This window comes from Cellulomonas cellasea (assembly GCF_030372105.1).
Lineage (GTDB): Bacteria > Actinomycetota > Actinomycetes > Actinomycetales > Cellulomonadaceae > Cellulomonas_A > Cellulomonas_A cellasea_A.
The window spans coordinates 70,871-83,946 of the sequence record NZ_JAUDBQ010000014.1; the positions used below are offsets into that span (position 1 = coordinate 70,871).

Annotated in this window: 11 protein-coding genes; 6 read left to right on the forward strand and 5 right to left on the reverse strand. The window is 72.7% G+C overall.

Annotation, left to right across the window (positions count from 1 at the left end; genetic code table 11):
• Positions 1 to 17: 17 nt before the first annotated feature.
• Positions 18 to 1,715, reverse strand: a complete 1,698-nt coding sequence (locus tag QUV83_RS13620; protein ID WP_289565249.1) for an AMP-binding protein — start codon at positions 1,713 to 1,715, stop codon at positions 18 to 20.
• An 84-nt stretch (positions 1,716 to 1,799) separates the two neighbouring features.
• Positions 1,800 to 2,849 carry an aldo/keto reductase gene (locus QUV83_RS13625; RefSeq protein ID WP_289565250.1) on the reverse strand — a complete coding sequence of 350 codons (1,050 nt, stop codon included), beginning with the start codon at positions 2,847 to 2,849 and terminating at the stop codon, positions 1,800 to 1,802.
• A 209-nt stretch (positions 2,850 to 3,058) separates the two neighbouring features.
• On the opposite strand from QUV83_RS13625, the gene QUV83_RS13630 reads away from it, so the two are divergent.
• Positions 3,059 to 3,256 carry a DUF5302 domain-containing protein gene (locus QUV83_RS13630; RefSeq protein ID WP_289565252.1) on the forward strand — a complete coding sequence of 66 codons (198 nt, stop codon included), beginning with the start codon at positions 3,059 to 3,061 and terminating at the stop codon, positions 3,254 to 3,256.
• Positions 3,257 to 3,424: 168 nt separating this feature from the next.
• On the opposite strand, the gene serA is transcribed toward QUV83_RS13630, so the two are convergent.
• Positions 3,425 to 4,624 (reverse strand): phosphoglycerate dehydrogenase, encoded by a 1,200-nt coding sequence (gene serA, locus QUV83_RS13635; protein ID WP_289565253.1) that lies wholly within the window; start codon positions 4,622 to 4,624, stop codon positions 3,425 to 3,427.
• A gap of 97 nt (positions 4,625 to 4,721) precedes the next feature.
• Positions 4,722 to 6,992 (reverse strand): HelD family protein, encoded by a 2,271-nt coding sequence (locus tag QUV83_RS13640; protein WP_289565254.1) that lies wholly within the window; start codon positions 6,990 to 6,992, stop codon positions 4,722 to 4,724.
• Positions 6,993 to 7,167: 175 nt separating this feature from the next.
• Here QUV83_RS13640 and QUV83_RS13645 point away from each other — a divergent pair, with 175 nt between their 5' ends.
• The 5 genes from QUV83_RS13645 (at position 7,168) to QUV83_RS13665 (ending at position 12,000) form a co-directional block, all read left to right on the forward strand.
• The gene (locus tag QUV83_RS13645; protein WP_289565255.1) at positions 7,168 to 8,358 is read left to right on the forward strand and encodes a PP2C family protein-serine/threonine phosphatase; all 1,191 of its coding nucleotides are present in this window, start codon (positions 7,168 to 7,170) and stop codon (positions 8,356 to 8,358) included.
• Complete coding sequence (locus QUV83_RS13650) at positions 8,355 to 9,929, forward strand: sensor histidine kinase (RefSeq protein WP_289565256.1); 1,575 nt, start codon at positions 8,355 to 8,357, stop codon at positions 9,927 to 9,929. The genes QUV83_RS13645 and QUV83_RS13650 overlap by 4 nt, the downstream gene beginning before the upstream one ends.
• A gap of 34 nt (positions 9,930 to 9,963) precedes the next feature.
• Positions 9,964 to 10,404 (forward strand): response regulator, encoded by a 441-nt coding sequence (locus QUV83_RS13655; protein ID WP_289565259.1) that lies wholly within the window; start codon positions 9,964 to 9,966, stop codon positions 10,402 to 10,404.
• A gap of 140 nt (positions 10,405 to 10,544) precedes the next feature.
• Entirely contained in the window at positions 10,545 to 11,480 is a 936-nt protein-coding gene (locus QUV83_RS13660) for a proteasome assembly chaperone family protein (protein ID WP_289565261.1), read from the forward strand.
• Positions 11,481 to 11,796: 316 nt separating this feature from the next.
• On the forward strand, positions 11,797 to 12,000 hold the full coding sequence (locus tag QUV83_RS13665; RefSeq protein WP_066582120.1) for a cold-shock protein: 204 nt from the start codon (positions 11,797 to 11,799) through the stop codon (positions 11,998 to 12,000).
• Between the two features lie 185 nt (positions 12,001 to 12,185).
• On the opposite strand, the gene QUV83_RS13670 is transcribed toward QUV83_RS13665, so the two are convergent.
• Positions 12,186 to 12,989, reverse strand: coding sequence for a spermidine synthase (locus tag QUV83_RS13670; protein WP_289565263.1), 804 nt, complete (start codon positions 12,987 to 12,989; stop codon positions 12,186 to 12,188).
• Between the last annotated feature and the right edge of the window lie 87 nt (positions 12,990 to 13,076).

Here is a 13,076-nt window from a genome sequence, read left to right on the forward strand (position 1 = left end):
GCTGAGGAATGCCCTGGTCAGGCGCGAGCGAGGACCTGGTCCCGCACAACGCGCCGCAGCACCTTCCCGATCTGTGAGCGGGGCAGGTCGGCGACGATGACGATCTCGCGGGGGACCGCGTAGCGGGCGAGACGCTCCTCGCACCAGGCGCGCACTGCCGCGAGGTCGATGGCCGGCGAGTTGGTGTCGTCGAGCACGACGGCCGCGACGACCTTCTCGCCCATGTCCCCGCCGGGGACTCCCACGACGGCGACGTCTGCGACGCCGGGCATCGAGCGCAGGTGGCTCTCGACCTGCGAGGGGTACACCTTGAACCCGCCGGTGACGATCATCTCCTTGATCCGGTCCACCAGCGTGGCGAACCCGTGCTCGTCGACGACGACGACGTCGCCGGTGCGCAGCCATCCGTCGGGGAGGAGCTGGTCGGCGGTCTCACCGGGGCGGTTCCAGTAGCCGCTGAACACCTGGGGGCCGCGAATGAGCAGCTCGCCGCGCTCGCCGGGCGCGACGTCGACGGTCGGGTCCTCCTGGTCGACCACGCGGATCTCAGTGCTGGGGAACGGCAGGCCGAGGGCGCCGGGCCGGCGCTCGGCGTTGCACGGGTTGCCCAGGGCGACCGGGCTGGTCTCGGTGAGGCCGTAGCCCTCGATGAGCAGCCCGCCGGTGAGGCGCTCCCACCGGTCGGCGGTGGCGCGGGAGATCGGCATGGCCCCGGCGAGCGAGATGCGGATGGTGCTGAGGTCGGCGCCCGTCTTCTCGGCGAGCGCGGCGAGCCGGTCGAACATGGGCGCCACGCCGGGCAGGAAGGTGGCGGGGCGGCGGCGCTGGGCGGCGAGGACGGATGCCGGGTCGAACTTGCCGAACGCGACGAGGGTGGCGCCGATGCGGGCGGCGAACGTGAGGCACAGCGTGAGGCCGAAGGCGTGGAAGAACGGCAGGACGCCGTAGATCGTCTCGGTCCCGTCCTCGAACTGGGTCCAGGCAGCGCCCTGGACGGCGTTCGAGCCGAGGGAGCGGTGCGTGAGGATCGCGCCCTTGGGGGTGCCGGTGGTCCCGCCGGTGTACTGGATGGTGGCGATGTCGTCGACGGACGGCGCCGGGTGCGTCGCGGGCAGCGGCTGGGCCTCGTCGACGAGGCGGTGCCATTCGAGCGCGCCGGCGGGCACGGGCCCGCGCAGGGCGGCGCGCTGCTTGCGGGCGGCGGGGACGGGGAGCGTGAGGGCGATCCGCTTGACGCGGGGCAGGTCGCGGGTGAGGTCGACGGCGATCAGGTGGCGGAGCTGGGTGTTCTGCTGCACCTCGGCGACACGGGCCGCTGTCGGCTCCCAGCAGATCGCGGCGACGGCGCCGGAGTCGGCGAGCTGGTGCTCGAGCTCGGAGGCCGAGTAGGTGGGGTTGTGCTCGACGACCACTGCGCCGAGGCGCAGGATCGCCCAGAAGGCCACGACGTGGGTGTGGCAGTTGGGTAGCGCGATCGCGACCCGATCACCGCGCTGGACGCCGAGGGCGAGGAGCGCGCCTGCGGCGCGTTCCACCTCGTCGAGGAGCTGGCGGTAAGTGGTGGTCTGGCCTTCGAAGTCGACGGCGACGCGATCCGGGAAGCGCTGGGCGGCGCGTTCGAGGGTGGCCGTCAGCGGCTCGTCGGGAATGTCGATCTTCGGGGGCACGCCGGTCGGGTAGGACGCGAGCCAGGGGTGTCCGAGGGTTGATTCCACCTCGCCATCGTAACCTACGCTCCCGTAAGTTACTAGAGAGTAGGTACGGCCTTCACAAGCCGCTCAGACTGTCAAGGCACATGCTCACAGATCGCTCGAACGCGGTCCCCAGAGGTTCACGCCGGCATCGACCGCGTCCGCGTCGATCGCCTCGAGCTCGGACTCAGTCAGCGGCGGGCCGTCCAGCGCTGCCAGGTTCTCCTCGAGCTGGGCCGAGGTGCGGGCGCCGAGCACCACAGTCGTCACACGCGGGTCGCGCAGGGCCCACGCGATCGCCAGTTGCGCCAAGGACTGCCCGCGTGACAGGGCGACCGCATTGAGCGCGCGGACATGGGCCACGTTCTCCTCGCTCAGATAGGAGGCGCGCAGCGGCCCGCCTCGGGCGGCCCGGGAGTCCGCGGGCACGCCGGTGAGATACCTGTCGGTGAGCATCCCCTGGGCCAGTGGCGAGAACGCTGCGACGCCGAGCCCGCCCTGGGCCGCGACATCGAGCAACGACCTGCCATCCGCCGTCGGGTCGGGCCGCTCGATCCACCGATTGAGCATCGAGTACGCGGGCTGGGCCACCGTGAGGGTCACGCCGAGCCTGCGGGCCACGTCGAGCGCCTGCGCCGTGCGGGCCGCGGAGTAGGAGGAGACGCCCACAGCCCGCGCGCGTCCTGACGCGACGGCGGCGCCGAGTGCCCCGATCGTCTCCTCGAGCGGGGTGCTCGCATCGAACCGGTGGCTGTAGAACACATCGACGTGGTCCAGCCCGAGGCGCCGCAGCGACTGGTCGAGGGAGGCGAGCAGGTACTTGCGCGACCCGTGCTCCCCATACGGCCCGGGCCACTGCCGGTAGCCGGCCTTGGTGGTGATGACGAGCTCGTCGCGGCGCGACCTCAGGTCGCCGGCGAGCAGCCTGCCCATCGTGAGCTCCGCGGCGCCCGGCGGCGGCCCGTAGTTGTTCGCGAGGTCCAGGTGCGTGACGCCGAGCTCGACGGCCCGCAGCACTAGGGCCCGCTGGGCGTCGAACGCCGTGGACTCCCCGAAGTTCTGCCAGAGGCCTAGCGTGACCACAGGCAGCCACAGCCCGCTGCGCCCGCATCGGCGCAGGGGGAGCGGGGACGCATTGGCTGTGGGCGCGTCGTGCATGCGTCGACGTTAGCCGGATCCACCCGCCCCGACCGCACCGGCCACCCCGGCCGCGCAACCCGCCCCTGCGTGGTCCACGACAGGATCTGCCAGGCCCTTGGCAGGGCAATGCGTTGGCATTCGGCGCCGATGTCGGCAAGGCTGGACCGGTGGCGCCGCGGAACCCCCGCTCGCCGCCCCACAAGCAGTACCCATGAGGAGGCACCGCGATGGCGCAGAACGACGACAGGGCGACCGCACCAGCGGCGTCTGAGGACGCCAAGGCGAAGTTCCGCGAGGCGCTCGACCGCAAGAAGGCGGCGCAGCACCGCACGGCGGACGGCTCGACGAACACAGGCTCCGTGCACAGCTCCGAGACCGCCGGTCCCGTGCAACGACAGTTCCGGCGCAAGTCCGGGTCGGCGTGACCGCACTCGGCAGCCTGCGCGCAGGCTGATCGACCCGCGGCCGAGCGGCCACGGGCGCACCGGCCGGGTGACCTCGGTTGGGCGACAGACAGGCTGGGCGACAGACAGACGGCGATGGCCGGGACTCATGTCCCGGCCATCGCCGTCTGTCGCTTGACTGCCGTGGGATCAGGTCAGCAGGCGCAGCCGCACCGACTCGGGGCGCGAGGCGAGGGCTTCGACCACCGCGGGGTCGACAGCCGCGCCGGCGTCGGTGACGACGTAGCCGATCTCGCCGCGTGTCGACAGCAGCTGGCCCTCGATGTTGACGCCATGCTCGGCGAGGGTCGCGTTGACCGCCGCCAGCACGCCCGGGACGTTGCGGTGCAGGTACGCGAGGCGGTGCGCGTCCGGCCGCCGGTCGAGGGCCACATTGGGCAGGTTGACGCTCAGCGTGGTCGAGCCGGTGGTGAGGTAGTCGCGCAGCTTGTTCGAGACGAACTGGCCGATGGCCTCCTGCGCCTCCTCGGTGGAACCACCCGTGTGGGGGGTGAGGATGACGTTCGGCAGCCCGCGCAGCTCGGAGTCGAAGGGGTCGCCCTTGCGCTTGGGCTCCACGGGGAAGACGTCCACGGCCGCGCCGCTGATGTGGCCCGAGACGACGGCGTCACGCAATGCGGAGTAGTCGACGACGAAGCCGCGCGACAGGTTGAGGAACACCGCGCCCGGGCGCATCGCCGCGAACTGCTTCGCGCCGAAGAGCCCGGCGTTCCCGCCGCGCCCGTCCACGTGCAGGGTGACGATGTCCGCGACCTCGAGCACCTCGTCCAGCGAGGCGGCCCGGCGGGCGTTGCCCAGCGCGAGCTTCTCCGAGGTGTCGTAGAAGACCACGGACATGCCCAGGTTCTCGGCGAGGACCGAGAGCTGGGTGCCGATGTTGCCGTAGCCGACGATGCCGAGGGTCCGCCCGCGGACCTCGTGCGCGCCTGTCGCCGACTTGTTCCACACACCGTCGTGCATCGAGCGGTCGAACTCGGTGAGGCGGCGGGTGAGGGCGATGATCTCGGAGATCGCCAGCTCGACGACCGAGCGCGTGTTCGAGAACGGCGCGTTGAACGTCGCCACGCCACGGGAGGCGGCGGCCGCCAGGTCGATCTGGTTGGTGCCGATGCAGTAGGCGCCGATCGCCACGAGGTCCGGGGCCTGCTCGAGCACCGCCGCGGAGACGTGGGTCTTGGAGCGGATGCCGAGGAGGTGGACCCCCTGCAGCGCCTCGACGAGCTCGGACTCGTCCAGGGCGCCGGTGCGGGTGGTCACCTCGAACCCGGCGTCTTCGAGGATCGACTTGGCCTGGGGATGGAGGTTCTCAAGGAGAAGGGCGCGCAGCACGCCCCTATGGTGCGCCTCCCCGCCGCGAGACCCCAAGCCGGTCCCGTCCCTCGGACACGGACGGCCGAGCCACGGCGGCGCGACGGGAAGGCGGCGCTCAGGCGGGGCTGGCCCCCAGGCCGTCGGGCAAGGGCTCGCTGTGCACGACCCGCAGCGCCCGGGTCGGGCGCGTCATCGCCACGTACAGGTCGCCCGCGCTGGCCGCGAGGACCTGTGACGGCTCCAGCAGCACCACGACGTCGAACTCGAGGCCCTTGCTCTCCCGCGGTGTGAGCAGCGACACGGGGGCGTCGAGCGTGGCGCCCCCGGACTTGGTCGCGCGCGGGCTCAGCGCGTCGCCGAGGCCGTGCGCGCGCAAGGCGTCGCCGGCCTCCGCCAGCAGCCCAGGCTCGCCGACCACTGCCACACGCCCGCCCGACGCGTCCGCCGCGAGCTCGTCGATCCAGTGGCGCGCCTGCCGGGCCGCCGCGTCGGCGATCTCGGCGCGTGCCACCCGTTCGACGGCCAGCGCGCCGGGCACCTGCCGCGCCGACGTCAGCGGGCTCACGGGCAGGCCTGCCGCGACGGCGACCCGCTGCGCGGCGTCGGCGACCTCGGCGGGCGTGCGGTAGTTCACCGTCAGCTCCGACAGCCGCCACGAGGAGCGCAGCAGCGGGTCGAGCATCGCCTGCCAGTTGCGGGCGCCCGCCGTCGAGCTCGTCTGCGCGACGTCGCCGACGATGGTCATCGACCGTGTCGGCACGCGGCGCAGCAGCATCCGCCACGCCATCGACGACAGCTCCTGCGCCTCGTCGACCACCACATGGCCGTAGGTCCACGTCCGGTCGGCTGCGGCGCGCTCGGCGGTGGTCAGGCGGGGGCCGGTGGCGGCGAACCGGTCCGCGAGCATCTCGGCGGAGACGAGCCCGTCGCTGCCGCTCGACTGCAGCACGCGGCGGGCGTAGTCCAGCTCGGCGTCGCGGCGGACGGCGTCGGCGCGGGCCTGGGCGCGGGCCGCCTGGTCGTCCTCGCCGAGCAGCTCTGCCGCCTCGTCGAGCAGCGGGACGTCCGCGGCGGTCCAGTCGGCGTCAGGGGAGCGTTGCAGCAGGCGTCGTTCGCGGCGGGACAGCTCGGGCGCCGCCGCGTCGAGGCGGTGCGGCTTGGTGAACAGGTCCCGCACGAGGCCCTGCGGGGTGAGCGGCATCCACGCCAGGTTGAGGGCGATCCGCACCTCGCGGGTCGTGCGCAGCTCCTCGACGATCTCCGCGCGGTCCTCAGGCGCCAGCGGCGACCCGAGCTGCGCGATGTACTGGTCGGCGAGCCGCGAGAGCATGTCCCGCACGAACGACGTGCGCGCCAGGTTGTGGGGGCGGTTGCCCCGGCGGGCGCGGGCGATGGCCGACGCGACATGCGACGGCTCGACGACGACGATCCGGCCGTCCACCGAGATCTCCGTGGCCTCGCGGGGCGTCCGCTCGCGCTGGCGCACCGCCCGCTCGATGATGCGGGCCCACACCGCGCGCCCCTTGATCTCGCTCACCTGGTCGTCTTCGACGCCAGGCGCGTCGACGCCCGGGAACAGCTCCGCGATCGTGGAGGTGACCACGCCGGTCTCCCCGAGCGAGGGGAGCACCTGGTCGATGTACCGCAGGAACGTGCGGCTGGGGCCGACGAGCAGCACCCCGGAGCGCTCGAGCAGCCGCCGGTGGGCGTACAGCAGGTAGGCGGCGCGGTGCAGCGCCACTGCCGTCTTGCCGGTGCCCGGCCCGCCCTGCACCACGAGCGACCCCTGCAGCTCGGAGCGGATGATCGCGTCCTGCTCCGCCTGGATCGTGGCGACGATGTCGGCCATGTGCCCGGTGCGCCCGGCGGCCAGCGACGCCAGCAGGGCTCCCTCGCCCGACAGGCTGGACACGGACGCCGCGCCGTCGGCGCCCTCGGCGAAGTGGTCTAGGTCCAGCACCTCGTCCTCGACGCCGGTGACGGAGCGGCCGCGCGTCACCAGGTGGCGGCGGCGCACCACGTCGTCGGGCTGTGCCGCGGTCGCGCGATAGAAGGCCTGCGCCGCCGGCGCCCGCCAGTCGGTGAGCATCGACGCGTGCTCCGCGTCGGTCAGCCCGATGCGCCCGATGTAGCGCCGCGCGCCGTCCGCGAGGTCGAGCCGGCCGAAGGCCAACCGCTCCTCCACGGACTCGAGCTGGGCGAGCCGGTCCTCGTAGAGCGTCGCGAACGCGTCGCGCTCGCTGCGGTTCTGCGGTGATCCCGAGGGCCCATGCCGCCGGACGTCCACGAGCCGTTCACGGGTTTGATCCCGGAGGGCGTCCAACCGGCCGTAGAGCCTGTCGACCATCTCTTGCTCGTCACGCAGCTCCGACTCGATGCCCGCCACATCCACCGCCCTGTCTGTCCCGACACACCGTCGCCCGCACAGATCGTGGCGCAGGCAGCCGTCCATTATCCGGCACAGGAGCCGATGTCCGCATCGTGCCGGATGTCCGAATCGCTCGGGCGGCCCGCATGTGAGGCATCTACGCTGCAGGGCGGACATCAACGAGAGGACCCCCTTGACCGACATAGCAGCGGCGCCGTCCTTGGCGGTCACCCCGCCTGCCCAGGCGGCGACCGACGGGGCCTTCCGCGTGCTGCTCGTCGAGGACGACGACGGGGACGCGCTGCTCGTCGAGGAGGGCCTGCTCGACGCGGGCCTCGACGCGTCGATCGTCCGGGCGCGGACGCTCGACGAGGCGTTGGAGCGGCTCGACGCGGACTGCGTGCTGCTGGACCTCGGCCTGCCGGACGCGATGGGACTGGGCGCCCTCCAGCGGCTGCTCGCCGCCGGGGCGCCTGCCGTCGTGGTGCTCACCGGCCTGTCCGGCGGCGACCTCGGGCTCGCCGCCGTCGCCCAGGGCGCACAGGACTACCTGGTCAAGGGCGAGGCCGACAGCGAGACGATCGGCCGCTCGGTGCGGTACGCCGTGCAGCGGCGACGGCTCGAGGCCGCCGACCGGGCGCTGTACCGGAGCCTGGTGCGCGCGGAGGAGACCAATCGGCTCGAGCGGGCACTGCTGCCCACCCCCGCCGTGCGCGACGACCGCCTGCACGTGAGCGTCGGGTACCGCGCAGGCCGGGACGGGCTGCTCGGCGGGGATTTCTACGACGTCGTCGAGCGGGCCGACGGCCGTGTGCTGGCGCTCGTGGGCGACGTGTGCGGGCACGGCCCCGACGAGGCGGCGTTGGGGGCGACGCTGCGCACGGCATGGCGCACCCTCGTGCTCGCCGAGGTCGCGGCAGGGGAGATCCTGCCGCTGCTCGAGCGTGTGCTCGAGTCCGAGCGGTCCCGGCCGGAGGTCTTCACCACCGTCGCGATGCTCGAGGTGGCGCCTGACCGCGCCAGCACGGACCTGTACCTGGCGGGCCACCCGGTGCCGCTGCTCATCGACGATCGCAGCCGGCTCCTCCCGTCGACAGCACGGGGGAGGGCGCTGGGCATCCCCGTCTCAGGCGGCTGGCTCCCGCTGCGACTCGAGCTGGGCCCGCGATGGCGGCTGATGATGTACACCGACGGAGTTTTGGAGGCCACCATCCGCGAGAGCTCGGACCGGATCGGCAAGGAGGGGTTGCGCTCGCTCGTCGACGCCGCCCTGTCCCGCGGATCCGCCGACCTGGTCACCGACGTCCTGCAGGATGTGCGCGCGCTGCACGGCGGCGAGCTCGTGGACGACGCCGCGCTGGTCGTGCTCGGGTGGGGCGCATGAGCCCCGCGCTCGCGCTCGCGGCGGGCGCCACGACGCTGCGGTCACGGCTCGGGCAGATGCTCGTGGCCGCCGGGGTGCTGCTCGGCCTCGTGGTCGGGGCTGCTGGCGTGGCCCTGACCCAAGTGGTGGAGCTGCAGAATCAGGTGACCGTCGTCCACTTCGACGCCATCACCCGGGCCGACGGCGCCTACGTCCGACTCGTCGACGCCGAGACGGCGGTGCGCGGCTATGCGCTCACCGGCGACACCGTGACCCTCGAGCCCTTCGAGCGGGCCGCCGACTCGGCGACGACCTTCGCGTCCCTGGCCGACGACTCCATGGCGCGCGGCTTCCCCGACGGGGCTGCCCAGGCCGCCCGCGTCGCGGCGGACGCGGCCGTGCGCTGGCAGGACGAGTTCGCCGAGCCGCTCATCGAGCAGGTCGCGGCGCAGGGCGTGGAGTCAGTCACCCCCGAGCAGATCGAGGCCGGCCGGGCGTTGTTCGACGCGGCCCGATCGGGGGTGGAGGCGTACCTCACCGAACTGCGGCAGGTGCGCGACCAGGCAGGCGGCGAGCTCGCCACCTGGACGACCATCCTCTCGGGCGCCGTCGTCGTGCTGGTGCTGGCCGCGCTCGCCGTCGGCGTCGCCCTCTGGGTCCTGCTGCGCCGCTGGATCACCGCCCCGGTGGCCGCGCTCGCCGCGGACGCGCGCGCGGTCAGCTCGGGCGAACTGTCCCACCCCGTGGTCGTCACCGGCCCGGGGGAGATCGCCGGCCTCGCGCTCGACATGGAGCGGATGCGCCGCACCCTCGTCGACCAGCTCGACGCTCTCGAGCAGTCCTCCCGCGAGGTCGCGCAGGCCCATGAGCTGCTCACCGAGCAGGCGGAGGAGCTGCGCCGCTCCAACCGCGACCTCGAGCAGTTCGCCTACGTCGCCTCACACGACCTGCAGGAGCCGCTGCGCAAGGTCGCGAGCTTCACCCAGCTGCTGCAGAAGCGCTACGGCGGACAGCTCGACGACCGCGCCGACGAGTACATCGGCTTCGCCGTCGACGGAGCCAAGCGCATGCAGCAGCTCATCCAGGACCTGCTCGGCTTCTCCCGTGCCGGTCGCGGGGACGGCGTGCAGGAGCCGGTGGACCTGGCCGACGCGCTCGCGCAGGCCGTCGACAACCTCGACGAGGCCGTGACAGGCGTGAACGCGCAGATCACGGCGGACGATCTCCCGGTGGTGATGGGCGAGCGGGCGCTGCTCGTCCAACTCCTGCAGAACCTCGTCGGCAACGCGGTGAAGTTCCGCCACCCCGACCGTGTGCCGCAGATTCAGATCTCGGCCCATGAGATGGGAGACTCCTGGGAGCTACGGTGCACCGACAACGGGATCGGCATCGATCCGCAGTACGCGGATCGGGTGTTCCTGATCTTCCAGCGGCTGCATCCGAAGGACGTGTACGAGGGCACCGGGATCGGCCTGGCGCTCTGCAAGAAGATCGTCGAGTTCCACGGCGGTCGCATCTGGATCGACCCGGCTCAGGAAATCGGCGCCAGCATCCGCTGGACGCTGCCCGCGGCGCCGGCCCGCGACAACTGACCTGCCCTGGTCGGACTGCCATCGAGGAGAACGAGTGCCCAACTCGCACAAAGACATCGACGTCCTGCTGGTGGAGGACGACCCGGGCGATGTCCTCATGACGCGTGAGGCGTTCGCGGACAACAAGGTGACGAACCGCCTGTCGGTCGTCTCCGACGGGGTGAGCGCGCTCGAGTACCTCCGCAAGGAGGGGGAGTACGCGAACGCCACCACGCCGGACCTCATCCTGCTCGACCTCAACCTGCCGCGGATGGACGGGCGCGAGGTCCTGCACGCGTTGAAGCAAGATGAGCAGCTCCGCTCGATCCCCGTCGTCGTGCTGACCACGTCGGAGGCCGAGGAGGACATCGTCCGCAGCTACTCGCTGCACGCCAACGCCTACGTCACCAAGCCCGTGGACTTCGACCGCTTCATCGAGGTCGTGCGCCAGATCGACGAGTTCTTCGTCACTGTCGTCCGGCTGCCCGGCCGCTGAGCCGGTCGTGACCTGCGCGGCCGTCTGCTGACCACGCGGCGAGACGGGCCGCGCACGTGGGAAGACATGCGCGCCACCGAGTGTTGACCTGGTGGGCAGCAGCGCATGCGCTGCCCGAGTCGGCACGAGAGTGAGGACCCATGCTCGACCCGAGCGAGATCTACGACGTGGACCCTGTGGTCGCCGCCGAGGTGACCGCGCGCGCCGCGCTCGGCTCCGGACCTGTGCTGGTGCACGCCCTGCAGGGCTTCGTGGACGCCGGCGCCGCCGGGCGCAAGGCCGCTGAGCACCTGACGGAGAACCTCACCACCACCCGGCTCGCGACGTTCGACGTCGACCAGCTCATCGACTACCGCTCGCGCCGACCGACCATGACCTTCGACTCGAGCGCCTGGACGGCGTACGACGAGCCCGCGCTGGCCGTGGACCTGGTCCGGGATGTGGAGGGCGCGCCCTTCCTGCTGTTGCACGGCTCGGAGCCGGACGTGCAGTGGGAGCGGTTCACCGCCGCGGTGCGGCAGATCGTCGAGCGCTTCGACGTGCCGCTGACGGTGGGGCTGCACGGCATCCCGATGGGCGTGCCGCACACCCGTCCGCTGTCGGCCACCGCGCACGCCACCCGCCCGGAGCTGGTCGCCGACCACCCCTCCTGGTTCGGCACGGTGCAGGTGCCGGCGAGCGCCGCGGCCCTGTTGGAGATGCGGCTGGGGGAGTCGGGCCACGACGCGATGGGCTTCGCCGTCCATGTGCCGCATTACCTGGCGCAGTCGGAGTTCCCCCAGGCGAGCAAGGTCGCGCTCGAGCATGTGGAGCGGGCCACGGGCCTGGACCTGCGGCTCGCCTCGCTGGCCGAGGCCGCCGACCAGACAGCCGCCGAGATCGAGCGGCAGGTCAGCGACTCGGCGGAGGTCGCCGCGGTGGTGCACGCCTTGGAGGAGCAGTACGACGCCTTCACGCGGAACGTCGGCCGCCCCGGACTGCTGGCCGAGACCTCTCAACTCCCCACCGCCGATGAGCTCGGCGCGGAGTTCGAGCGGTTCCTCGCGGAGCACACCGAGGACGGCCCAGGCTCCTGAGCCGTTCGAGGACGCGCGCCCGGAGCGGCGGATGACCGCTCTGGGCTGGTGCTGAGCCCGCGCCAGGCCGTGATCGGATCGTTGTCGAACCGGGGCCATCACGGCTCCCAAACCGTGGCGCCGCCAAGGTCGCCATGACAGAATCGCGACTGTTGCAGTGACGTACTGACGCTTGACCGGCGCCGCTCTCCACCGAGCGGCACCCTCCAGCCGACCGGCTGGTCTGCCCGGTGCAGGACGCGGGACAAGGCATTGCGGCACGACGCAGGGCGCTGGGCCAGGCGTCGTCACCGGTTGGAACAGAAGGACAGGAAACATGGCACAGGGTGCTGTCAAGTGGTTCAACGCTGAGAAGGGCTACGGGTTCATCGCCCAGGACGGCGGCGGCGCTGACGTCTTCGTCCACTACTCTGCGATCGACTCGCAGGGCTACCGCTCCCTCGAGGAGGGCCAGCGCGTCGAGTTCGAGATCACGCAGGGCCCGAAGGGCCCCCAGGCGGAGCAGGTCCGCCCGCTCTGATCACCTGCGCTCGCTGAGTCCCCGGCCGTGAGGCCCGGGCCCGCGCGCACCGACAAGGCCGTGCCCTCCGGGGCACGGCCTTGTTGCGTCTTGGGTGGGGTGGCGGTGAGGCGCCTGGCGAGGTGCCGGAGCGGGGGCACGTGCCTCGGGGCGGGGTGGAGGTCACCCGACTCCGACCCGCCCTCTCAGCCCGCGGCGTGCTCTGTGGCCGAGCCCCCGGCAGCGGGCTCCGCGGCCTCGGGCGGGTCGGCGAGCACGCGCGCCGCGCCGACGAAGGCGCGCATCTCCTCGCCGGTCAGCAAGCGCGCGGGCGCCGGCAGCGACCGGACCTCGCGTTCCACCTGCGTGGACGCCAGCAGCGCCCCGCTGTCAGTCGCCGCGAGCACCACGTTCCCGTACCCGCGGCCGCGGAGCAGGCCCGGCTCCGCCACGACGCCCAGGTGGCCGAACACCGCGAGCAGTGTGGCCGCCTCGGAGCGGGCGAGGGCGAGCGGCGGCCGGTCGGCGCAGTTCGCCAGGTAGAGGCCCCCGGGCCGCAGCACGCGCGCGACCTCGCGCGCGAACTCCACAGTCGTGACGTGCTCGGGGGTGCGGTCGCCTGCGAAGACGTCACGCACGACCACGTCCGCCGAGGCGTCGGCCATTGCCTCGAGCTGCGCCCGGGCGTCGCCCGCGCGAATCCGCAGGGCGGGCGCGCGCGGCAGGTCGAACCAGGTGCGGACCAGTTCCGGCAGCGCGGTGTCGAGCTCGACGGCGATCTGCCGGGATCCGGGCCGCGTGGCGTGGACGTGCCGGGCCAGGGCGCAGCCCGCCGCGCCGAGGTGGACGACGGCCAACGGCTCGCCGGCCGGGGCGGTGTGGCCGAGCAGCACGGCCATCTGCTGCATGTACTCGAAGGACAGCCGCCGCGGGTCCTCGAGGTCCAGATGCGAGCTCGGCACGCCGTTGACCAGCACTGTCACGCCCGAGGGGTCGTCGGCGGCCCGCACAAGCTCGACCGTGCCCGTCGGGATGCGGACAGGGCCCTCGGGCCAGCGGGTGTGTGTCGGTGGGCGGTGGGATTGTGGGGGCCGTCG

Bases quoted from the DNA above. Each gene is read 5' to 3' on its own strand.
- QUV83_RS13625 (WP_289565250.1), bottom strand. From the start codon at position 2,849: ATGCACGACGCGCCCACAGCCAATGCGTCCCCGCTCCCCCTGCGCCGA.
- QUV83_RS13630 (WP_289565252.1), top strand. From the start codon at position 3,059: ATGGCGCAGAACGACGACAGGGCGACCGCACCAGCGGCGTCTGAGGAC.
- QUV83_RS13650 (WP_289565256.1), top strand. From the start codon at position 8,355: ATGAGCCCCGCGCTCGCGCTCGCGGCGGGCGCCACGACGCTGCGGTCA.
- QUV83_RS13660 (WP_289565261.1), top strand. From the start codon at position 10,545: ATGCTCGACCCGAGCGAGATCTACGACGTGGACCCTGTGGTCGCCGCC.
- QUV83_RS13665 (WP_066582120.1), top strand. From the start codon at position 11,797: ATGGCACAGGGTGCTGTCAAGTGGTTCAACGCTGAGAAGGGCTACGGG.